Genomic DNA, 21,706 nt, shown 5'->3' with positions numbered 1-21,706 from the left:
ACCAATCGCGATGGATGAAGGTCTTCGTTTTGCTATCCGTGAAGGTGGCCGTACTGTAGGTGCTGGTGTTGTAGCAACTATCGTAGCGTAATAATTAGCTTTAAAGTTAATTGTTATAAAAAGGTCACTCAGGTGGCCTTTTTTAATGCCTGAAGAAAAGTGTCATATGAAGGTGGCGCTCTTACCTTAGGCGTAGGTACTTTGTAGCAACGTTCAAAGCGTAATAATTAGCTTTAAAGTTAATTGTTATAAAAAGGTCACTTAGGTGGCCTTTTTTAATGCCTGAAGAAAAGTGTCATATGATGGTGGCGCTCTAGCCTTAGGCGTAGGTGCTTTGTAGCAACGTTCAAAGCGTAATTATTAGCCTAGCTAATTATTACCAAAAAGCCCGAGCTTAGTTTCGGGCTTTTTAATGTCTAAAATAAAGTGTTATATAAAAGCGGTATTCCTACTTTTGCTCCAGAGTGGCTTTTATTTAAATATTTACCTCCTAACACAGCTACATAAAATACAAAAAATTAATTACTAATCTAGCCGATAGGTTTGAGTCTTGATAAAGTAAAATTAGAGCCAGTTAAGGGGAATATTTATGTTGAACCAAACTCTATTTAGCGCCGAGCAAGTGAGAGACAATGAAGCTTTAGCTGCTAAAAATAGTCATTATGATTTATTTACCCTAATGCAGCGTGCAGGCGAGGCTGTATATAAGCAATGGCAGTTATTTGATACACAGCATACATTAGTCATTGTTGGCCATGGTAACAATGCTGGAGACGGTTACGTTGTAGCTAGGCTTATTATGCAATCAGGTAAAAAGGTAGCAGTATGTGCTGCTGAACCCGAAAAAACATTAAAAGGTGATGCTGCAAAAGCGCAGCAGCTATGGATAGAAGCGGGTGGGATGGTTTCTCATTTTACAAAAGATGCTCTTAATGAGTGCGATATCGTTATTGATGCGCTCCTTGGGACTGGGCTTAATAACGCCGTGCGCGATAATTTTGCGAATATAATTAACGCTGTAAATAACAGTGGTAAGCCCGTAATAAGCATTGATATTCCATCAGGCATTGAAGCAAATACAGGGCAGCCTTTAGGGTGCGCAGTACAAGCGACTTCAACCGTTACTTTTGTGGGTATAAAGCAAGGACTCACAACTACAGCAGGTAAACAATATAGCGGTAAGTTAGTATTTGATGATTTAGCAATTGGCGATGCGTTTACTTGTGTCGCTCAATCTTCAGGAACCCTTGTTAATATCAATAGCTATAAAGGAATAGCCACGCGGGCAATCAATAGTCACAAAGGAAGCCACGGTAAACTTTTATGTGTTGGTGGCAATCAAGGTACTGCAGGTGCAATTAGGTTAAGTAGTGAAGCAGCCCTTAGAACGGGTGCTGGCATGGTAAGGGTGTATACACACGAAAGCTCAATAACGCCTATTAGTATTGGCAGACCAGAGCTTATGGTAAGCAGTAATAACTTACATCAAGCGCTAGAGTGGGCAAGCTGCGTTGTTATTGGCCCAGGGCTTGGGCAAGACGAGTGGGCACAACAAACATTCGATGAAGTAATGCAATATTGCCAAAACAATAAAATGCCATTGGTTATAGATGCAGACGCCCTTAATTTACTCGCTAAGCAAGCCTCATCGTATATGTTAGAGCAATGCGTACTTACGCCACATCCAGGCGAAGCTTCGCGACTGCTAAGTGTTAGTACCAGCGACATAGAATCAGACCGCTTTAATTATGCCCGCCTTTGCGCCAAGCGCTATAACGCGACTTGTGTATTAAAAGGCGCTGGAACATTAATAGATAATGCCCAGCACACGTGGGTGTGTGAAGATGGCAACCCAGCACTGGCAGTTGGCGGCAGTGGCGATGTACTCACTGGTATTATTGGGGCATTACTTGCTCAAGGTTTAACTATTGATGAAGCAGCACGCTATGGCGTAACACTGCACGCTAAAGCCGGTGATATAGCAAGTGAGCGAGATGGACAAAGGGGCATGCTACCCAGTGATTTATTCCCAATTGTAAGAGAGTTAGTTAATAAAGTGACGTGAGTTAAAGCGTCACTCAACTATCAGTGTTCGGCTTTAAATTGTGGAACGTGATTGCACCCATTAAAAAGCATACACCTACATAAAGCCAAACACTGCTGGCTATAATATTCCACGTATCGGCTTGTATTAATGCAGGAATAATTATTAAGCTTCGTATGATACACAAGGTTGCAATAACAATTAAAGCGGTTCTAGTAAGTACTATGTTACGCACTAAACCAATTGCTGATAAGGCAAATGCAGTACAGGCAAACATAAGTCCAGCTATTGCAATACTGCCTAAAGGCGCAAGGAGCGTACCTTGCTGTGATGATTCTATTATTTGTATTGGAGCGCGAGCAAATATAAACCAACTAGTGCCACCCCATATACAAAGTAAATGCCATACAGCCGCTGCAGATGCAATAATTCCTGCGCTTAATAAAAATTTTGCTTTTATATTTAACAGCATTTTATCTCACTGATTATTAAGCTGTAATAAATCCCATTTTGTACCATATAGGTCTTCAAAAACCACTACGGTGCCATAGGGTTCTACTCTAGGCTCTTCGTTAAATGTAACGCCTTTAGAAAGCATTAAATTATAATCTCGCCAGAAATCATTAGTATGCAAAAATAAAAACACGCGACCACCCGTTTGATTACCAATAGCGCTAATTTGTTCGGGCGTTGTGGCTTTAGCAAGCAGTAGATTAGTCCTGCTCGAATTAGCTCTGTTTGAACAAGCCCCGTTTGAATTTGGAGGTGAAATTAATACCCAGCGTTTACCATCTCCTAAATCAGTATCCTCGACTAACTCAAAGTTGAGCTTTTGAGTATAAAACTCAATGGCATCGTCGTAGTCCTTAACAACTAATGCAATGCCGCTTATATGCTGTTGAACGTTAGTCATGTTTGGTTTACTCCGTACTATTAAATAAATGTACTTTTTATCATATTAGTTAGCGACTACGCAGGGTATATGCTCGTAGAGTGTAATTTTAACTAACTTGTAAGTTCGTCTTCATCATCTTCATCATCGGGTGGATCACCTGAGTCTTCTTTGCGTTTTCTTTGTTCTTGTTTTGCTTTTTGTACATTTTCGTATGTAGGTGGTGGGATAGGAATAATAGAAATAAGCGGAAAGAATGCTAAAAATAAATAAGCCCCCTTAGACATACTTTTACCCCACGTGACCATTTTGAGCATAGCCCAAACTACGAATGAAAATAACCCAGTCACAAGAGCAACAAAAACAAAGAAGATGAATATTTCGTTATTATTTAATAAATCCATTTAATATAATTCTTAGTTATACGTAACTTAGGTATGGGTATAAATTAAACAATATCAATCTGCTTTATAATAAAAAGTTAAGCCCAGCCGAGGCTGGGTTTACTTTAAGTCGAGTTTTAGCGCTAAGTGCATAAAATGTTTATCTGTGTAATTCGCCAGCACGTTCTGGTTGATAGGTTACTTCTTTTATTTTTACCTTTATTAAGCCGCCACTCGGTTTAGGCCACTCAATTTCGTCGCCTTGGTTTAGTCCAAGTAATGCGCTACCTACAGGTGATAATATCGATATTTTATCGCCGTTAGAGTCACTGTTTATTGGGTACACTAAGGTTAACGTAAATTCTTCTTTAGAAGACTCAACAATAAAGTTTACAGTTGAGTTCATTGTTACAACTGACGATGGCATATCTTTAGGTTCGACTATTGTCGCTCGTGCCAGTTCAGCTTCCAATTCTTCTTTATTAGCAAAGCTACCTGCAGGCAATGATTCCATTAAGTCATACAATCTATCTGCATCGAGTGATGAGATGATTAGTTCAGGTTTTTTATTCATCTTAATATCCTTAATAATTTTTAATAAATAAAATTAACTCTGAGTATGGCTTGGCATGCATTTAAGAAGCAAAGGGATACGCGAAGTCATTTTATTAATTAGCCACACCTGTGGCTTTTACTTTATTTGTGCCCAATAGCTAAAAACCCAGCCGAAGCTGGGTTTTTATTTGAGCTAGGTGTTTAGGGGATGATCACATCATTCCGCCCATACCACCCATTCCGCCCATGCCACCCATATCAGGTGCACCAGCAGATTCGTCTTTAGGGATTTCAGCTACCATTGCTTCAGTAGTGATCATTAGACCCGCAATAGACCCTGCAAACTGTAGTGCAGAGCGTGTTACTTTAGTTGGATCTAGGATACCCATTTCAATCATGTCGTTGTATTCGCCCGTTGCTGCGTTGTAACCGTAGTTACCATCGCCGCCTTTAACTGCGTTAATTACAACTGATGCTTCGTCGCCTGCGTTTGTTACGATTTGACGAAGTGGCGCTTCCATCGCACGAAGTGCAACTTTAATACCGTGGTTTTGATCTTCGTTGTCGCCAACTAAATCAACTAGCTTGCTAGCAGCACGTACTAGTGCAACACCGCCGCCAGGTACTACGCCTTCTTCAACCGCTGCACGAGTTGCATTTAATGCATCTTCAACGCGGTCTTTTTTCTCTTTCATTTCGATTTCAGTAGCAGCACCTACTTTGATTACTGCAACACCGCCAGCTAGTTTAGCCATGCGCTCTTGTAGTTTCTCTTTATCGTAGTCTGATGTTGCTTCTTCGATTTGTGCTTTAATTTGTGAAACACGACCGCTAATACCCGCTTCTTCACCAGCACCATCAATGATTGTTGTATCATCTTTAGTGATAATTACGCGCTTAGCTGTACCTAGGTCTTCAACTGTTGCTTTTTCAAGCTCTAAGCCGATTTCTTCAGAAATAACAGTACCGCCAGTTAATACAGCGATATCTTGTAGCATTGCTTTACGACGATCGCCAAAGCCAGGTGCTTTAACAGCTGATACTTTAACAATACCGCGCATGTTATTAACTACTAATGTAGCTAGTGCTTCGCCTTCAAGGTCTTCTGCAATGATTAGTAGTGGTTTACTTGCTTTAGCAACCGCTTCTAATGTTGGCAATAATTCACGGATGTTAGATATTTTTTTATCTACAAGTAGAATAAATGGGTTATCTAGTTCAACAGTGCCTTTTTCTGGGCTGTTGATAAAGTAAGGAGATAAGTAACCACGGTCAAACTGCATGCCTTCAACAACATCTAGTTCGTTTTCAAGTGATTGACCTTCTTCTACAGTAATAACACCACTGTTGCGGCCTACTTTTTCCATTGCTTGAGCAATGATATTACCAATCTCTTGATCAGAGTTAGCTGAAATAGTACCTACTTGTGCAATTGCTTTAGTATCAGAACAAGGAACAGATAACGCTTTAAGCTCTGCAACAGCAGCAATAACTGCTTTGTCGATGCCGCGCTTAAGATCCATTGGATTCATGCCTGCTGCAACAGCTTTAAGGCCTTCATTAACAATAGACTGTGCAAGTACTGTAGCGGTAGTTGTACCATCGCCGGCTGCATCATTTGCTTTAGATGCAACTTCTTTAACCATTTGTGCGCCCATGTTCTCAAACTTGTCTTCAAGTTCGATTTCTTTTGCTACAGATACACCATCTTTAGTGATAACTGGAGAGCCAAATGATTTATCTAGTACAACGTTACGGCCTTTAGGACCTAATGTAACTTTTACTGCGTTTGCCAGGATGTTTACGCCAGTTAGCATTTTAGCGCGTGCGTCACCTGCAAAAAGTACTTCTTTTGCTGCCATGTTTTAAATTCCTCTAAATTCTTAAATGTTTATAAACGAAAAGTAGGTTTAGCCTACAATGCCTAAAATATTATCTTCACGCATGATCAGGTACTCTTGACCTTCGATCTTTTCAACTTTTTCAACATATGAGCCAAATAACACAGTGTCACCGGCTTTAACTTCTAACGCTCTCACGTCACCGTTTTCTAAAACGCGACCATTACCTACGGCTACAACTTCTCCGCGAGTTGATTTTTCAGCTGCAGAGCCAGTTAATACAATACCGCCAGCAGATTTTGTTTCTTCTTCTAGACGTTTAACGATTACGCGATCTTGTAAAGGACGAATGTTCATGTTTTTTAGTTCTCCTAACAGTTTCTGAACAGTACAGAAAAAAGCTTTTCTAATTTGCATTCATTAATGGGGGTAGAGTGAAAAATTCCAAGAGAAAAAACGATAAATTTTTAATCTTTTCGCTCATATTCACCATCAATAGTGGTCGGCTGGTCCATTTGCTGCTGTTCACGCGGTGAATGTGGTTGTTGAGCAAACGGTGATGGCCCTTGTTGCATGCCTGCGCTCATTCTAACAGTTGCTTGGCTAGCAAGGCCTGCTGCCAATTTGTTACGAATGGCAGGGGTTAATAATAGTAGCCCAAATACGTCAGTCATAATGCCAGGAGTAAGTAGTAATACACCTGCAATGACCACACATATTCCGGTAAATAATTCTTTAGCTGGCATTTGCCCTTGTGCCATTTGCGTTTGCACATTTTGTAGTGCACTCATACCTTGTTGTTTAACCATTTTGGCACCTAAAATAGCAGTAATAACAACAAGTGCGATTGTTGCAAACCCACCAATTACGTCGCTTACTTGAATTAGTAAGGCGATTTCGATAATAGGCACGATGATAAACAACACAAATAAAAATCTAAACATAACGCTCTCTAAATAATGACACTCAAAAGAGTTGATGAAATATAAATGAGGGTGACGAGGTCTCTTTTCAAGGTTAGGGCATAGGTATCGTCATTTTACTGATATTTAAGCGTCTACACATTGTATCGGCTATCAGATACTATGAAGCTAGACACTGTTAAATAAGTAAAGGTTCACAATGACTACGCAATTTAAACTGATTTTCACGATCTGCAAAGACGAAGACGAAGCACGTATACTTGCAAGGGCATTAGTTGAGCAAAAGCTTGCTGCTTGTGTAAATATTTTACCCAATGTGGAATCTATTTATATGTGGGAAGGCGAAGTGGCTGAAGCGACTGAAACTAAACTACTTATAAAAACGAAATCAGACAAAATGAACGATGTGTTTGTAACAATAAAAGCAATGCATAGTTATGAAGTTCCAGAGATACAAGTTATTGATGTTGCAACTGGAAACTTAGCATATTTTAATTGGATGGATGAGGTACTGAATTAATGCGTTTTTTCTTTTTATTATTGGTAACGCTATTAACTGCGCCTGTAAAGGCTACAACTAATAATGTGCTTGATGATCTACTTGGGCCTCCTCAACAGACTTTTTTACCTGTAGACCAAGCGTTTATGTTTGACTTTGATCAGCAAGGCAGCACCTTGTTTGTAGGTTGGGATATAGCGCCAGACTATTATTTATATAAAAAGAAAATAGAAATTATTGCCAAAGGCGCAAACATTCAAGTGGGTGACTTGGGTACAGGCGAAATTATTGAAGATGAGTTTTTTGGTAAAACAGAAGTCTTTTTTAACGCTGTAAGTGTAATAAGCAAATTAAGTAATGTTACCGACGGTGCCGTAGTTAAAGTGCGTTACCAAGGCTGTGCTAAAGCAGGGCTTTGTTATCCGCCAGAAGTGATTAGCATTCCACTTAGTGTAATTAGTGGCGCACAGATTAAGAATGTAGATCGAAATAGCGCTTCTGGTGAAGCCGCAACAGCGCAAAGTACATTTGCAGCACTCAATGAGCCTGCCACTGAACCTACAACAAATTCTGGTAACACCGAAAAAGAACTTACTTTTACTGAGCAATTAGCAAGTCAGAGCTTAATAACTAATTTACTCATATTTTTTGTCGTTGGTGTTGGCCTTGCTTTTACGCCGTGCGTATTCCCTATGTTCCCTATTTTGTCGAGCTTAATTGCGGGTCAGCAAAACCTTTCAACTAAAAAAGCCTTCGCGTTATCGTTTGTATATATACAAGGCATGGCAGTTACCTATGCAGCGCTTGGTTTAGTTGTTGCTGCTCTTGGTGGGCAAGTGCAGGGATATTTACAGCATCCATTGGTGTTAATCAGCTTTAGTTTATTGTTTGTATTATTGGCTATGTCGATGTTTGGCTGGTACGAAATAAAACTGCCAAGCAGTATGATGAGCAAGCTAACCCAAGTAAGTAATAATCAAAAAGGCGGCAACTACGTTGGCGTATTTTTAATGGGCGTGCTTTCGGGGTTAATTGCATCACCTTGTACTACTGCGCCACTGTCGGCTGCACTATTATTTGTAGCGCAAAGTGGCGATTACCTAGTAGGTGGTTTAACGCTGTACGTGCTCAGTTTAGGTATGGGATTACCACTTTTATTACTTGGTACATCTGGCGGTAAATTACTACCTAAAGCGGGTGGTTGGATGGAGCAAGTTAAAACCTTATTTGGTTTTGTAATGTTAATAGTGCCGCTTATATTACTTGAGCGACTAATCAGCGCAGACATTATATTATTAATGGCAGGTGTGCTTGCATTAGCAACGGCACTTTACCTACATCATTGGCAAAGTAGCCAAACACAAAGCAAGTTAAAAACTGCATTGTGGTTTGCTGCAACGCTATTAGTTATTACAGGCTTTACGTTAACAAAAAACTACTTTTGGCCGGTACAAGCGGTGCAAGTAAGCTCGCAAAGTAATGAGTTTAAAAAGGTGGCTGATTTAGCTGAACTAAAAGAAGCAGTTGCACAAGCAAACGACGAAGGTCGAATGGTTATGGTCGACTTATATGCTGACTGGTGTGTGGCGTGTAAAGAGTTTGAGCATTACACGTTTCCAGATGCCAAAGTGCAAAGTGAATTTAGCCATTACCAGCTAATTCAAGTTGATTTAACTAACAGTGACAATAAAACAATTGAGCTAATGGAAGAGTACACCGTGTTTGGTTTACCTAGTATTTTGTTTTTTAATACTCAAGGGCAAGAGCTTAGTATGCAACGAGTGACTGGCTTTTTAAACGCTGATGATTTTGCTAAACACCTAGCTATAGTGCGCGCCAGCGCACAATAATAGTGCAATAGTGCCACCTATACTGATTAAGTGGCACCTTCTTTATTCTTCTGATACCTGTACCCATCACACTGATAAGACCAGTATTTTGCTGCTATTTACGTCGAAATCACTATAATAGTTGGTTAACGTGAGAAATTGTTGCTACATTGCTTTTTTTACTTACTTAAAAGTGAGAAATTAGTTAGTAACCGCTTAACTCATTACTTATAGGATATATCGCGTATTATGGCTGCAAAATTTAACCTTTTAGTTATAAATGGTCCAAATTTAAACATGCTTGGCAAACGTGAACCGGACAAATACGGTTTTCAGACGCTCAGTGAGATTATGAACGAACTAACCAGTGCTGCTGATAGTCTAGATGTTAAGTTAACGCATTTTCAAAGTAATAGTGAGCAAGTACTCATCGAACGAATTCACGATGCTTGGCAAGCGGTTGATTACATAATTATCAACCCAGCTGCATTTACGCATACTAGCGTCGCATTACGTGATGCACTGTTAAGTGTTGATATTCCGTTTTTTGAGGTGCACTTAAGTAACGTGCACGCACGTGAAGCCTTTCGTCATCATTCGTATTTTTCTGATGTGGCACAAGGCGTGATATGTGGATTAGGTGCAATGGGTTATCACGCAGCATTAAATGCAGCAGTTAACCGGTTGCAAAACGCAATTTAATTTTAAATTAACACACAAACTAACAGGCGGGTCGTGTAATGGATATTCGCAAGATAAAGAAGCTTATCGAATTAGTAGAAGAATCAGGTATTGCTGAGCTAGAAATCACTGAAGGTGAAGAATCAGTACGTATTAACCGTAACAATATGAGCGCAGGCCCAGGTTACCCGCAATTTGCTCCACAGCAATATGCACCAGCGCCAGCAGCACCAGTTGCAGCGGCTCCTGTAGCTGTTGAAGCAGCAGCACCAGCTGAGCCTATGGGTCATCAAGTTAAATCACCAATGGTTGGTTCTTTTTACTCAGCTGCGTCCCCTGAAGCGCCAGCATATGTAGAAGTAGGTCAGCAAGTTAAAGTTGGCGATACACTTTGTATTATCGAAGCTATGAAAATGATGAACCAAATTGAATCAGATAAAGCCGGTACAGTAAGAGCTATCTTAGCTGAAAATGGCGAGCCAATAGAATTTGATCAACCCCTATTCATCATTGAATAATAGCGTAACCTAAAAGGCCAACTCTAATGTTAGATAAAGTAGTCATTGCAAACCGAGGTGAAATTGCACTTCGTATATTGCGCGCCTGCAAAGAGCTTGGGATCAAAACGGTTGCTGTGCATTCAACGGCAGATCGCGATCTTAAGCATGTATTGCTTGCAGATGAAACCATCTGTATTGGTAGACCTTCAGCAACTGAAAGTTATTTAGATATTCCGCGCATTATTGCTGCGGCTGAAATAACTGACGCTGTAGCGATTCATCCTGGTTACGGTTTCCTTGCAGAAAATGCTGATTTTGCCGACCAAGTTGAGCAAAGTGGTTTTGTATTTATTGGCCCTCGTGGCGACACTATTCGTCTTATGGGTGATAAAGTGTCTGCTATCGCAGCAATGCGTAAAGCAGGCGTTCCATGTGTTCCCGGCTCTGACGGCCCAGTATCAGATGATAAAGAACGCAACATGCAAATCGCTAAGCGTATCGGTTACCCGGTAATCATCAAAGCTGCTGGTGGCGGTGGTGGTCGTGGTATGCGTGTTGTTCGCAGCGAAGCTGAACTTATTGATTCAATTGCATTAACACAGCAAGAAGCTAAGCAATTCTTTGGTAATAGCATGGTTTACATGGAAAAATTCCTTGAAAACCCACGCCATATCGAAGTTCAAGTATTAGCAGACGGCCAAGGTAATGCAGTACATTTAGGTGAACGTGATTGTTCTATGCAACGTCGTCACCAAAAAGTAGTTGAAGAAGCGCCAGCACCAGGAATTACTGCTGAAACGCGTAAATTCATTGGCGAGCGCTGTACACGTGCATGTATCGAAATTGGATACCGCGGTGCAGGTACGTTTGAGTTTTTATACGAAAACGGCGAGTTTTACTTCATCGAAATGAATACACGTATTCAGGTTGAACACCCTGTAACTGAAATGGTTACTGGTATCGATTTAGTGAAAGAGCAGTTAAAAATTGCAGCGGGTCAGCCATTATCATTCACTCAAGACGACGTTGTTATTCGTGGTCATGCTATTGAGTGTCGTATTAATGCTGAAGATCCTGAAACGTTTATCCCGTCACCGGGTAAAATTACCCGTTTCCATCCAGCGGGTGGTTTAGGTATTCGTTGGGACAGCCATATTTACGCTGACTACACGGTTCCACCGCATTACGATTCAATGATTGGTAAGTTAATTACTTACGGTGAAAACCGTGACGTAGCTATTGCCCGCGCGCGCAATGCACTTAACGAGCTAGTAATTGACGGAATTAAAACTAATACTCCTTTGCATAAGAGAATACTTGCAGATGAAAACTTCCAAAATGGTGGCACTAACATCCACTATCTTGAGAAGAAATTAGGGTTATAATTCTAGCGTTTTAAAAAACCGGCTTAGGCCGGTTTTTTTATGCCTGAAACTGCAATTTATCGCCTTAAATAAATATTCTGGTATGATTGGCAAACATGCGCTTTTAAGTAAATTTTTGAGGTAGTAATGACGCGTAGTTTTGAATCACACCTAAATGATGAAGTGGCAACCGTTACTATGGGGAACCAAGTTGCAGCTATTATAGAGCAAGGTGCGGTGATTTATTTACATGGCGATTTAGGTGCTGGTAAAACCACGTTTACCCGTGGCGTAGTGCAAGGCTTTGGCCATGCTGGTAAGGTTAAAAGCCCCACATATACGTTAGTAGAACCTTATGAGCTTGAACGAGCAAATGTTTATCATTTTGATTTATACCGTTTAGGCGACCCTGAAGAACTCGAATACATGGGAATACGCGATTATTTTTCAGCAAATGCAATTTGTGTTGTTGAATGGCCTGAAAAAGGTGGCGAATTTATTCCTGTGCCTGATTTAGATATTACCCTAAGCTATGTGGGTAACGAACGTAAAATTGTTATTAATAGTGCGAGTGATCGCGGTGTAGCAATTGTCGAAAAACTAAATAAAAAACAATAAAATAGTGAAGGCAGTAATTATCAAATGAGTCGAGGTGCAGTTAAACTCTTTATTTACCTTATGGTTATTACCATAAGCCTGCCGCTGTGGGCGAAAAATACGATTAATAGCGTACGTGTATGGCCATCACCAGACAGTACGCGTGTGGTGTTTGATTTAAATGACAAGCCCGACTTTAGTTATTTTATGCTAAAAAGCCCTAGCCGCTTAGTGGTCGATTTAGAAAATACTAGCGAGTTAAAAATACTGCCAGGTGTACCACCAAAACATCAAATAGTGAGCAAGCTACGCTACTCAAAGCCTAAAAATAAGTACAGTGTACGGTTAGTGTTTGAATTAAACGCACCAGTAAAACCTGTTGTGTTTGCTTTAGCACCTACTGGTCCTTATAAAAATAGACTCGTTGTTGATTTATATAATAAGAGCCAAGCAAAAACTGTTGTATCACCTGCACAAACAGCGGCTAAAAATCGCCAATTAAGTCAAGAACGCGACATTGTTATTGCAATTGATGCAGGCCATGGCGGCGAAGATCCTGGCTCCATAGGTCCATCAGGCACGTACGAAAAAACAGTCACATTGCAAATAGCAAAGCGATTAGAGCGTATGATCGACGGTGAGCGCGGTATGATTTCACGTATGGTACGAAGCGGTGATTATTTTGTAAAACTCAATACGCGTACTAATCGAGCGCGTGAAAAAAAGGCCGATTTTTTTGTTTCTATTCATGCAGATGCATTTACAAGCCCAGGACCAAATGGTGCCTCTGTTTGGGTGTTATCATTAAGGCGTGCTAATTCAGAAATAGGTAAATGGATAGAAGATAAAGAAAAGCACTCTGAGCTTTTAGGTGGTGCTGCTGATGTAATGAAAGATGCCGCTAATGAAAAATATCTAGCACAAGCATTGCTTGATATGTCGATGGACCACTCGATGAAAACTGGCTTAAGTGTAGCCGACGAGGTGGTTAAAGAGTTGCGTAAAGTTGCCAAACTGCATAAAAAAGATCCGCAACACGCGAGCCTTGCTGTACTTAAGTCACCAGACATTCCATCTATTTTGGTAGAAACGGGGTTTATATCTAACCCGCGAGAAGAAAAATTACTTAAAAGCGCTAATCATCAAGAGCGTTTAGCTAAAGCGATATTTACTTCAATTAAAAATTATTATTTAAAAAATCCACCTGATGATTCTTTATTTGCCAAATTAAAGTCGCAATACCCAACAAAACATAAAGTACGCCCTGGAGAGTCTTTGAGTATGTTGGCAAGTCGTTATGGCATTACGGTCAGTAAATTAAAGCAAGTTAATAAACTAAGCTCTAATACTTTATTTATTGGGCAAGAGCTTGATATACCGCAAAGTTAGTCATTATTATCAGCGCAATGTTTGCTAGGAAGTTCCATGAATATTGAAATATTACCCGCGCGTTTAGCCAACCAAATAGCTGCAGGCGAAGTGGTCGAGCGTCCAGCGTCGGTAGTAAAAGAGCTAGTCGAAAATAGTTTAGATGCTGGTGCTAACCGTATTCAAATAGATATAGAGCGCGGCGGCCATAAGCTTATTCGTATTCGTGATAATGGCGCTGGGATAAGTAAAGATGAGCTAACGCTCGCGCTTTCTCGCCACGCAACAAGTAAATTAAAATCACTTGATGACCTTGAAAACATTTGCTCACTTGGTTTTAGAGGGGAAGCACTTGCGTCAATTAGCTCTGTGTCGCGTTTAACGCTGAGCTCAAAACCAAAAGAGCAAGAAGCAGCTTGGCAAGCTTTTGCAGAAGGCCGCGACATGGCCGTGCAAGTAAAGCCAGTAGCGCACCCCGATGGCACAACCATTGAAGTAAAAGATTTATTTTTTAACACCCCAGCACGTCGTAAATTTTTACGCACCGAAAAAACTGAATTCAGCCATATTGATGAGTTGATAAAGCGTATTGCGCTTAGTCGCTTCGATGTCTCTATTACACTAACTCACAACGAAAAAGTAGTAAGGCAGTATCGTGCCAAAACTGATCCCTCTCAGGCTATAACACGCGTAGCACAAGTTGCAGGCAAGGCCTTTGCCGAGCAAGGTTTGCATATTCAATCAGGAGAAGGCGGTTTACAGTTGCATGGTTGGGTGCTGCCTGTAGGCTCAGCGAATACTACTCAGTACTCTTATGTGAATAATCGCATGATGCGCGATAAGCTTATTTTACATGCGATACGCCAAGCGTTTGAAGAGGTGAGTGGGACGCAAGAGCTACCTGGGTTTGTTATTTATATTGATATTGACCCACGACAGGTCGATGTAAATGTTCACCCTGCTAAGCATGAAGTGCGTTTTCATCAAGGGCGATTAATTCATGATTTTATATTGCAAGCTATTAAGCAAGTTGTAGTACCTTTGCAAGGTGAGTTTGTTAGCGAGTCAGTAAGCACTGAAACTGAATTTTCTTCTGTGTTCACAAGCCCAACACATAGTAGCGGTAATAATATAGAGAGCGATGGAGTATTTGATTACCCTAAATCGCAATTACAGCCCTCTTACTCTGGAAGTGCTGGTAGCTCAAGTTCGTCCTCAGGTACTAGAAGTGTTGGCGGTGCATACCGTGCAGCACCAAGTACGAGCCATCATGACGTAAATGCGTTTTATCAAGGAGTGAGTGAGCAACACGCTGCGCATTTTGACAATACAGTAAACATACCTGCTGTACAACAGCCGTTAGAGCCAGCACAAACGCATAATACTTTACAGATGGTTTCTATCATTAGTGTTAATGAAGGAGTGTGTGTCTTTAGTGAAGAGCAGCAATTGTATTGCTCACATTTTAAATATGCATTAGTTGATGATTGGCATAATCAAATTAAAGAGTTCGGAAGTTTAGAAGGGAAAGCCCTTTTGTTACCTGTGCGGGTAAGCCTAGACAAAGAAGATTGCTTGCTTATAAAGGCTCAGCAATCGTGGTTTACATTACTTGGTTTTGAACTCGTAATAGAAAAACAGTTTGTAATGGTTAAAAAATTACCAGCGTGTTTATATTTACTTGATGTAAGTACAGCAATAGGTGAGCTGCTTGATGCATGTAAAGCGGGACTCGAAAATATAGAGAACTGGTTAGCGTGGCAGATGAAATGTGTACCAACTCGATTTTATTTGAGCAATGTATTTTTAGCGCAACAAATACGCTTACAAAATAATCCGCAAACTATTGAACGCTTACGCGAAAAAGCAGTTAAAATAGAGTTAAATCACTATTTAACGCAATTAGATTAAGGTATCAGTGTTGAGTAATTTACCAGTTATATTTTTAATGGGTCCAACTGCTGCTGGTAAAACAGCATTGGCTATCTCACTGTGCGAGCATTTAAATACAGAAATAATCAGCGTTGATTCAGCGTTAGTGTATAAAGATATGAACATTGGAACTGCAAAACCCGATGCAGAAGAACTTGTTAAAGCTCCACATCATTTAATTGATCTACTTGACCCGAGTGAAACGTATTCAGTTGCAGATTTTAGGCGCGATGCAGTGCAAAAAATTGACGAATTCCATAGACAAGGTAAAGTGCCTGTATTGGTTGGGGGTACAATGTTGTACTTCAAATCTTTAATTGATGGTTTATCGCCTTTGCCTGAAGCAGATGCAGTAATAAGAGCAGAATTAGAAGCACAAGCTAAAGAATTTGGCTGGCCTCATTTATATAAAGAATTAGCTAAAGTTGACCCTAAAGCAGCTGAAAAAATGAGTGAAAATGATTCACAAAGAATTAATCGCGCTTTAGAAGTTTACCGATTAACTGGTAAAACCATGACTGAGTTGCAAAAGCAAAAACAGCCACCTTTACCTTATACTTTTCATCAATTTGCGATTGCACCGCAAGAACGCAGTGAATTACATGCGCGAATTGAAGAAAGGTTTAAAATAATGATTGATCAGGGGTTTGAAAATGAAGTTTCGACCCTATATCTACGTAAGGATTTACACCCCAATATGCCTTCTATTCGTTGTGTAGGTTATAGACAAATGTGGGATTACCTTGCGGGTGAGATAGACCATGATGAAATGGTTTTTCGCGGCATCGCTGCTACACGTCAATTGGCCAAACGTCAATTAACTTGGTTGAGAAGCTGGCCTGATGTTACTTGGTTAACAACAGGTGATGAAGAAAACTTGCATCGTGTAGTAAGTTCGCTAAGCTAGTAGTAGTTGAACAAAATTTAGCTTTGTTAAATAAGTTCAGCCACTTAATTATAATAACACCTAGAACGAAGGAATAATAACATGGCAAAAGGCCAATCGTTACAAGACCCATTTTTGAATGCACTACGTCGTGAGCGCATTCCAGTATCAATCTTTTTGGTAAATGGCATAAAATTACAAGGTAAAATTCAGTCATTTGACCAATTTGTTATTTTACTTGAAAACACTGTAAACCAAATGGTGTATAAACACGCAATTTCAACAGTTGTACCTGCTCGCGCAGTCAACTTCCAAGGTGTTCAAGGGGATGAGAGCACTGAAGAGCCAGAAGCTGGAAACTTTTAATTAGGAGCGTAATGCTTGTTTGACCGCTATGAATCCGGCGAACAGGCAATTTTAGTTCATATCGACTTACCTAAAGAAGGAGATCGTGAAGATCTTCATGAATTAGAAATGTTGGTATCCTCTGCTGGTGTTAGTAGTTTGGCGGTTGTGCAAGGCAGCCGTCAAGCACCACATCCGAAACTATTCGTCGGTACCGGTAAAGCAGAAGAAATAGCTGAAATTGTCAAAATCCACAATGCAGATGTCGTTATTTTTAATCATCAACTCAGACCGTCACAAGAGCGTAACTTAGAACGCGTTTGTGAGTGTCGTGTACTTGATAGAACGACGCTAATTCTTGATATTTTTGCCCAACGTGCACGTACCCATGAAGGTAAGCTGCAGGTTGAATTGGCACAACTTCGCCATATGTCAACTCGATTAATTCGAGGCTGGACCCATCTTGAACGTCAAAAAGGCGGGATTGGCTTGCGTGGGCCAGGTGAAACCCAACTTGAAACCGACAGACGATTACTTCGTGCTCGTATTCAAAATATTCGTGCGCGTTTGGCTAAAGTAGCTGTACAGCGCGAACAAGGTAGGCGAGCTCGTACACGTAATGAAATACCTACTGTATCGTTAGTGGGTTACACGAATGCGGGTAAATCTACGTTATTTAATCGTATTACACACTCAGACGTATATGCGGCCGATCAGTTGTTTGCAACGCTTGATCCAACTTTACGCAAGCTTGAATTAGGTGATGTTGGCCCCGTTATTTTAGCGGATACGGTTGGTTTTATTCGTCATTTACCGCATGACTTAGTCGCGGCTTTTAAAGCAACGCTTACTGAAACTCGTGAAGCTGATTTACAGCTACATGTAATTGACGCAGCAGACTCTCGTCTTCAAGAAAATATTGAACAAGTACAATCGGTGCTTAAAGAAATTGAAGCCGATGAAGTACCACAGCTATTAATTTATAATAAAATTGATGCGCTAGATAACGTAGCTCCCCGTATTGATCGCGATGACGAAGGACAACCTATAAGGGTGTGGCTTAGCGCCCAGACTGGTGAAGGCTGTGAATTACTTAGTGAGGCCATTAGTGAGTTACTTGCTAAGAAAATGTTTAACGAAACCTTATTTCTTACGCCATTGTATGGTCGCCTAAGGGCTGCATTATTTAGTTTAAATGCAGTGCATGAAGAGCGATTTGATGATCAAGGTAATTGGCTGTTAGATGTTAGAATGCCTATGGTTGAGTGGAATCGTTTAATTAAAGAATTTGGTCCTGAAATTGCTGGTTTTATCAGCCGTAATTAAAAATTGACGTTTAAATGTCGGTTTTTGTATGAGAAACGCGGTAGATTTGTTAGATTTAACACAATTTCCTAATTTATTTAGATAACAATGGAGTATAGCTATGGCCTGGAATGAACCGGGTAATAATGGCAATGACAAAGATCCGTGGAATAATAAAGGCGGACGTGATCAAGGCCCACCTGATTTAGACGAGGTGTTCCGTAAATTTAGTAACAAGTTCGGCGGCTTATTTGGCGGGAAAAAATCCGGCAATGGTAGCGGTGGTGGACTTGGCGGAGCCGGTATTTCATTTATACTTATTATCGCTGTTATTGTATGGGCGTTAAGTGGTATTTACACGGTAAAAGAAGCCGAGCGTGGTGTGGTTCTTCAATTTGGCAAATATGACCGAATTGCAGATCCAGGTCTGCGTTGGAAAATGACGTTTATTGAAACAGTGATCCCAGTCGATATTGAAGCAGTTCGTTCACTATCAGCTACTGGCTTTATGTTAACTGAAGACGAAAATGTAGTAAGCGTTGAGTTTCAGGTGCAATACCGAGTTATTGACCCATACCTTTACAAATTTAGTGTAACTAATGCTGATAGCAGTTTAGAAGAAGCTTTAGATAGTGCACTGCGCTATGTTGTGGGCCATGCCAAAATGGACCAAGTTTTGACTAATGGCCGTGAGGTTGTTCGTCAAAATACATGGGATGAGCTTAATAAGATTATCGAACCATATAACTTGGGTTTAATTGTAACTGACGTTAACTTTAAAGATTCTCGTCCGCCAACTGAAGTTAAAGATGCATTTGATGATGCAATTGCTGCACAAGAAGATGAAGAACGTTTCATTCGTGAAGCAGAGGCCTACGCCCGTGAAATTGAGCCTCGTGCACGTGGTCAAGTAACACGTATGACGCAGGAAGCTGAAGGTTACCAAGAGCGTATAACTTTAGAAGCACAGGGTGAAGTGGCTCGGTTTGAAAAGTTATTACCTGAATATCAAGCAGCTAAAGAAGTTACTCGTGAGCGCTTATACATTGATGCAATGGAAGAAGTGTTAGGGAGTAGTTCTAAAGTATTGGTTGATGTGAAAGGTGGTAATAACATGATTTATTTACCGCTTGATAAGATCATGGATAAGCAAGGCACAGCAACACGTGTTGCTCTACCAAGCTCAAGTGATATTCAAGATTTACGTAATAAAGTGAATACATCACGCAATAGCACTGTTAATGGTGGTAATGACCGCTTTAACAATGATCGCTTTAATGAAGGGAGATAAGCATAATGAAAAACTTTAGTTTAGTAATACTATTAGCTGCCATTGTGATGTCTTTCTCGTCAGTCTTTGTTGTACCTGAAGGGCAAAAAGCAATTGTTTTGCTATTTAGCAAAGTACAAAAAGACAGTGAAGACAGTGCTGTTGTTTACAGCCCTGGTTTACACTTTAAAGTACCGTTTTTTAGCCAAGTACGACGTATTGATGCGCGTATTCAAACATTAGATGGTACGCCAGACCGCTTTGTTACAAGTGAAAAGAAAGACTTAATTGTTGATTCATTTGTAAAATGGCGTGTAAACGATTTTAGCACTTTTTACTTACGTGCTCGTGGCGATAAGCAATATGCTGAAACGTTACTTGAACAAAAAGTAAATAATGGCTTGCGTACTAACTTTGGTACGCGAACTATTCGCGAAATTGTATCAGGTGAGCGTAGCGAGTTAATGGAAGAGGCGTTAGTACAAGCTTCTGAAAGTGCACGCGAGTTAGGTATTGAAGTACTTGATGTGCGTGTTAAGCAAATCAACTTACCTCAAGAAGTCAGTAGCTCTATTTATCAACGTATGCGCGCTGAGCGTACTGCCGTTGCAAAAGAGCATCGTTCTGAAGGTCAAGAAAAAGCAGAAACTATTCGTGCCGGTGTCGATCGCCGTGTAACGGTTATGCTTGCTGATGCAGAGCGTAATTCTCGTTCTGTACGTGGTCAAGGTGATGCAGACGCTGCTGGGATTTATGCAAATGCATATAATAAAGACCCTGAGTTCTTTAGTTTTGTACGCTCGCTAGAAGCATATAAAAAGACTTTTAAAAATAAGCAAGACGTTATGGTGCTTTCACCAGATAGCGACTTCTTCCAATATATGAAAGGTGCTAAAGCTCAATAAGCTTTACATTAAGTATTTAAAAGTTAAAAGCCTCGCATTTGCGGGGCTTTTTGTTAATGGGTATTTAATAGTTTAAATTACTGTTATTTATGTGGTTATTAGCTATCGTTTAGGTTTAAAAAAAACTACGCGGAAAAAATAAGCTGAACAGGGGTGATCTTTACTTTAGTTTTCTGGTAAAATCTCGTCCTAATTTTCTCTAAGTGAATTTACAATGGGTAAAAACGTTGTTGTATTAGGCACCCAATGGGGTGACGAAGGTAAGGGTAAGGTAGTTGACCTCCTTACGGACAAAGCATCTTTAGTAGTTCGTTATCAAGGTGGCCACAATGCGGGTCATACTTTAGTTATCGAAGGTGAAAAGACGGTTCTACACCTTATTCCATCGGGTGTATTACGTGACAATGTTAAATGTGTGATTGGTAATGGTGTAGTTTTATCACCAGAAGCGCTAATGAGAGAAATTGGCATGCTTGAAGAGCGCGGCGTACCAGTACGCGAGCGTCTTTTAATAAGCGAAGCATGTCCACTAATCTTGCCTTTCCATGTTGCATTAGATGTAGCCCGCGAAACTGCTCGTGGCGATAAGCCAATTGGAACTACCGGTCGTGGTATCGGTCCAGCGTACGAAGATAAAGTGGCGCGCCGTGGTTTACGTGTAGGTGACTTGTTTAATCCGGAATTATTTGCAACTAAATTAAAAGAAGTTCTTGAATACCATAACTTCACTTTAGTTAACTACTACAAAGTAGATGCTGTAGATTTCCAAAAAACGTTTGATGATGCAATGGCTGTTGCTGATATCTTAAAAGCAATGGTTGTAGATGTAACTGAGCTTTTAGATCAAACGCGTTTAGCAGGCGAAAACATTTTATTTGAAGGTGCACAAGGTACGTTACTTGATATCGATCACGGTACTTACCCTTATGTAACGTCTTCAAATACTACCGCTGGTGGCGTTGCGACGGGTGCAGGTTTTGGTCCATTAAACCTTGATTACGTTCTAGGTATTATTAAAGCGTACACGACACGTGTTGGTTCAGGTCCTTTCCCTACAGAGCTTTACGATGGTCTTGATAAACAAGATCCAGTTGGTAAGCATTTAGGCGATAAAGGCCATGAGTTTGGCGCAACAACAGGTCGACTTCGTCGTACTGGTTGGTTAGATGCAGTGGCTATGCGCCGTGCAGTTCAAATCAACAGTATTTCAGGTTTTTGTTTAACTAAGCTTGACGTTTTAGATGGTTTAGAAACACTTAAAATCTGTATTGGTTACAAGCTCGAAGATGGTACAGTTACTAACGTAACGCCATTAGCAGCTGAAGGTTACGATAAAGTAACACCAGTATACGAAGAGATGCCAGGTTGGTCAGAGAACACAGTTGGTGTAACAAGTCTTGACGGTTTACCAAAAGCTGCAATTGACTACATCAAGCGTATTGAAGAAATTACGGGTGTTCCAATTGATATTATTTCTACAGGTCCTGATCGTGTAGAGACTATGGTACTTCGCAACCCGTTTGCGTAATTACTATTAGATTAAAAAAAGCTGCCTAGTGCAGCTTTTTTTGTGCCTAAAATTCACTT

Annotated in this window: 23 protein-coding genes; 16 read left to right on the top strand and 7 right to left on the bottom strand. The window is 40.4% G+C overall.

Annotated features, from left to right (window positions below; all coding sequences use genetic code 11):
- Together DC53_RS21700 and DC53_RS07505 are read left to right on the top strand one after the other, a co-directional pair.
- On the top strand, nt 1–91 hold a 91-nt coding region (locus DC53_RS21700), incomplete at its 5' end, for an EF-Tu C-terminal domain-related protein (RefSeq protein WP_500687473.1).
- Between the two features lie 498 nt (nt 92–589).
- Nucleotides 590–2,065, top strand: coding sequence for an NAD(P)H-hydrate dehydratase (locus DC53_RS07505; RefSeq protein WP_033030493.1), 1,476 nt, complete (start codon nt 590–592; stop codon nt 2,063–2,065).
- Between the two features lie 13 nt (nt 2,066–2,078).
- On the opposite strand, the gene DC53_RS07510 is transcribed toward DC53_RS07505, so the two are convergent.
- The 7 genes from DC53_RS07510 to DC53_RS07540 form a co-directional block, all read right to left on the bottom strand.
- A complete protein-coding gene (locus DC53_RS07510) occupies nt 2,079–2,516 on the bottom strand; it encodes a hypothetical protein (RefSeq protein ID WP_033030491.1) in 438 nt (145 codons plus the stop codon).
- Nucleotides 2,517–2,522: 6 nt separating this feature from the next.
- Nucleotides 2,523–2,957, bottom strand: coding sequence for a VOC family protein (locus tag DC53_RS07515; protein WP_033030486.1), 435 nt, complete (start codon nt 2,955–2,957; stop codon nt 2,523–2,525).
- Nucleotides 2,958–3,049: 92 nt separating this feature from the next.
- The gene (locus DC53_RS22410; RefSeq protein WP_188085180.1) at nt 3,050–3,223 is read right to left on the bottom strand and encodes a hypothetical protein; all 174 of its coding nucleotides are present in this window, start codon (nt 3,221–3,223) and stop codon (nt 3,050–3,052) included.
- 256 nt (nt 3,224–3,479) lie between these two features.
- A complete protein-coding gene (rnk, locus tag DC53_RS07525) occupies nt 3,480–3,893 on the bottom strand; it encodes a nucleoside diphosphate kinase regulator (RefSeq protein ID WP_033030482.1) in 414 nt (137 codons plus the stop codon).
- A gap of 193 nt (nt 3,894–4,086) precedes the next feature.
- Nucleotides 4,087–5,736 carry a chaperonin GroEL gene (gene groL / locus DC53_RS07530; protein ID WP_033030478.1) on the bottom strand — a complete coding sequence of 550 codons (1,650 nt, stop codon included), beginning with the start codon at nt 5,734–5,736 and terminating at the stop codon, nt 4,087–4,089.
- A 48-nt stretch (nt 5,737–5,784) separates the two neighbouring features.
- Nucleotides 5,785–6,072 carry a co-chaperone GroES gene (locus DC53_RS07535; protein WP_007580032.1) on the bottom strand — a complete coding sequence of 96 codons (288 nt, stop codon included), beginning with the start codon at nt 6,070–6,072 and terminating at the stop codon, nt 5,785–5,787.
- Nucleotides 6,073–6,182: 110 nt separating this feature from the next.
- Nucleotides 6,183–6,659, bottom strand: a complete 477-nt coding sequence (locus DC53_RS07540) for an FxsA family protein (RefSeq protein ID WP_008138824.1) — start codon at nt 6,657–6,659, stop codon at nt 6,183–6,185.
- A gap of 178 nt (nt 6,660–6,837) precedes the next feature.
- Between DC53_RS07540 and cutA the strand changes: the two genes are divergently transcribed.
- From cutA to DC53_RS07610, 14 genes are all read left to right on the top strand, one after another.
- Nucleotides 6,838–7,158 (top strand): divalent-cation tolerance protein CutA, encoded by a 321-nt coding sequence (gene cutA, locus DC53_RS07545; protein WP_008138826.1) that lies wholly within the window; start codon nt 6,838–6,840, stop codon nt 7,156–7,158.
- Nucleotides 7,158–8,987 (top strand): protein-disulfide reductase DsbD, encoded by a 1,830-nt coding sequence (locus DC53_RS07550; protein WP_033030476.1) that lies wholly within the window; start codon nt 7,158–7,160, stop codon nt 8,985–8,987. The genes cutA and DC53_RS07550 overlap by 1 nt, the downstream gene beginning before the upstream one ends.
- 228 nt (nt 8,988–9,215) lie before the next feature.
- A complete protein-coding gene (gene aroQ, locus DC53_RS07555) occupies nt 9,216–9,668 on the top strand; it encodes a type II 3-dehydroquinate dehydratase (protein WP_007375932.1) in 453 nt (150 codons plus the stop codon).
- Nucleotides 9,669–9,706: 38 nt separating this feature from the next.
- Complete coding sequence (accB, locus tag DC53_RS07560) at nt 9,707–10,165, top strand: acetyl-CoA carboxylase biotin carboxyl carrier protein (protein ID WP_007375933.1); 459 nt, start codon at nt 9,707–9,709, stop codon at nt 10,163–10,165.
- A 26-nt stretch (nt 10,166–10,191) separates the two neighbouring features.
- The gene (gene accC / locus DC53_RS07565; protein WP_007375934.1) at nt 10,192–11,532 is read left to right on the top strand and encodes an acetyl-CoA carboxylase biotin carboxylase subunit; all 1,341 of its coding nucleotides are present in this window, start codon (nt 10,192–10,194) and stop codon (nt 11,530–11,532) included.
- A 126-nt stretch (nt 11,533–11,658) separates the two neighbouring features.
- Nucleotides 11,659–12,129 (top strand): tRNA (adenosine(37)-N6)-threonylcarbamoyltransferase complex ATPase subunit type 1 TsaE, encoded by a 471-nt coding sequence (gene tsaE / locus DC53_RS07570; protein ID WP_033030470.1) that lies wholly within the window; start codon nt 11,659–11,661, stop codon nt 12,127–12,129.
- A gap of 24 nt (nt 12,130–12,153) precedes the next feature.
- Nucleotides 12,154–13,497 (top strand): N-acetylmuramoyl-L-alanine amidase, encoded by a 1,344-nt coding sequence (locus tag DC53_RS07575; RefSeq protein ID WP_033030468.1) that lies wholly within the window; start codon nt 12,154–12,156, stop codon nt 13,495–13,497.
- Nucleotides 13,498–13,533: 36 nt separating this feature from the next.
- A complete protein-coding gene (gene mutL / locus DC53_RS07580) occupies nt 13,534–15,387 on the top strand; it encodes a DNA mismatch repair endonuclease MutL (RefSeq protein ID WP_033030466.1) in 1,854 nt (617 codons plus the stop codon).
- A 10-nt stretch (nt 15,388–15,397) separates the two neighbouring features.
- Nucleotides 15,398–16,315, top strand: a complete 918-nt coding sequence (miaA, locus tag DC53_RS07585) for a tRNA (adenosine(37)-N6)-dimethylallyltransferase MiaA (protein ID WP_007375938.1) — start codon at nt 15,398–15,400, stop codon at nt 16,313–16,315.
- Between the two features lie 81 nt (nt 16,316–16,396).
- Nucleotides 16,397–16,660 carry an RNA chaperone Hfq gene (hfq, locus tag DC53_RS07590; protein WP_007375939.1) on the top strand — a complete coding sequence of 88 codons (264 nt, stop codon included), beginning with the start codon at nt 16,397–16,399 and terminating at the stop codon, nt 16,658–16,660.
- 15 nt (nt 16,661–16,675) lie between these two features.
- Entirely contained in the window at nt 16,676–17,965 is a 1,290-nt protein-coding gene (hflX, locus tag DC53_RS07595) for a ribosome rescue GTPase HflX (protein WP_008138837.1), read from the top strand.
- Nucleotides 17,966–18,065: 100 nt separating this feature from the next.
- Nucleotides 18,066–19,235, top strand: coding sequence for an FtsH protease activity modulator HflK (gene hflK / locus DC53_RS07600; RefSeq protein ID WP_007375941.1), 1,170 nt, complete (start codon nt 18,066–18,068; stop codon nt 19,233–19,235).
- A 5-nt stretch (nt 19,236–19,240) separates the two neighbouring features.
- Entirely contained in the window at nt 19,241–20,119 is an 879-nt protein-coding gene (hflC, locus tag DC53_RS07605; protein WP_007375942.1) for a protease modulator HflC, read from the top strand.
- 214 nt (nt 20,120–20,333) lie between these two features.
- Nucleotides 20,334–21,647 (top strand): adenylosuccinate synthase, encoded by a 1,314-nt coding sequence (locus DC53_RS07610; RefSeq protein WP_007375943.1) that lies wholly within the window; start codon nt 20,334–20,336, stop codon nt 21,645–21,647.
- The last annotated feature ends 59 nt before the right edge of the window (nt 21,648–21,706 follow it).

The sequence above is a fragment of the Pseudoalteromonas fuliginea genome, assembly GCF_000690055.1.
Lineage (GTDB): Bacteria > Pseudomonadota > Gammaproteobacteria > Enterobacterales > Alteromonadaceae > Pseudoalteromonas > Pseudoalteromonas fuliginea.
Note: the sequence above shows the minus strand (reverse complement) of the source record. Positions and strands in the feature narration are given on the sequence as shown.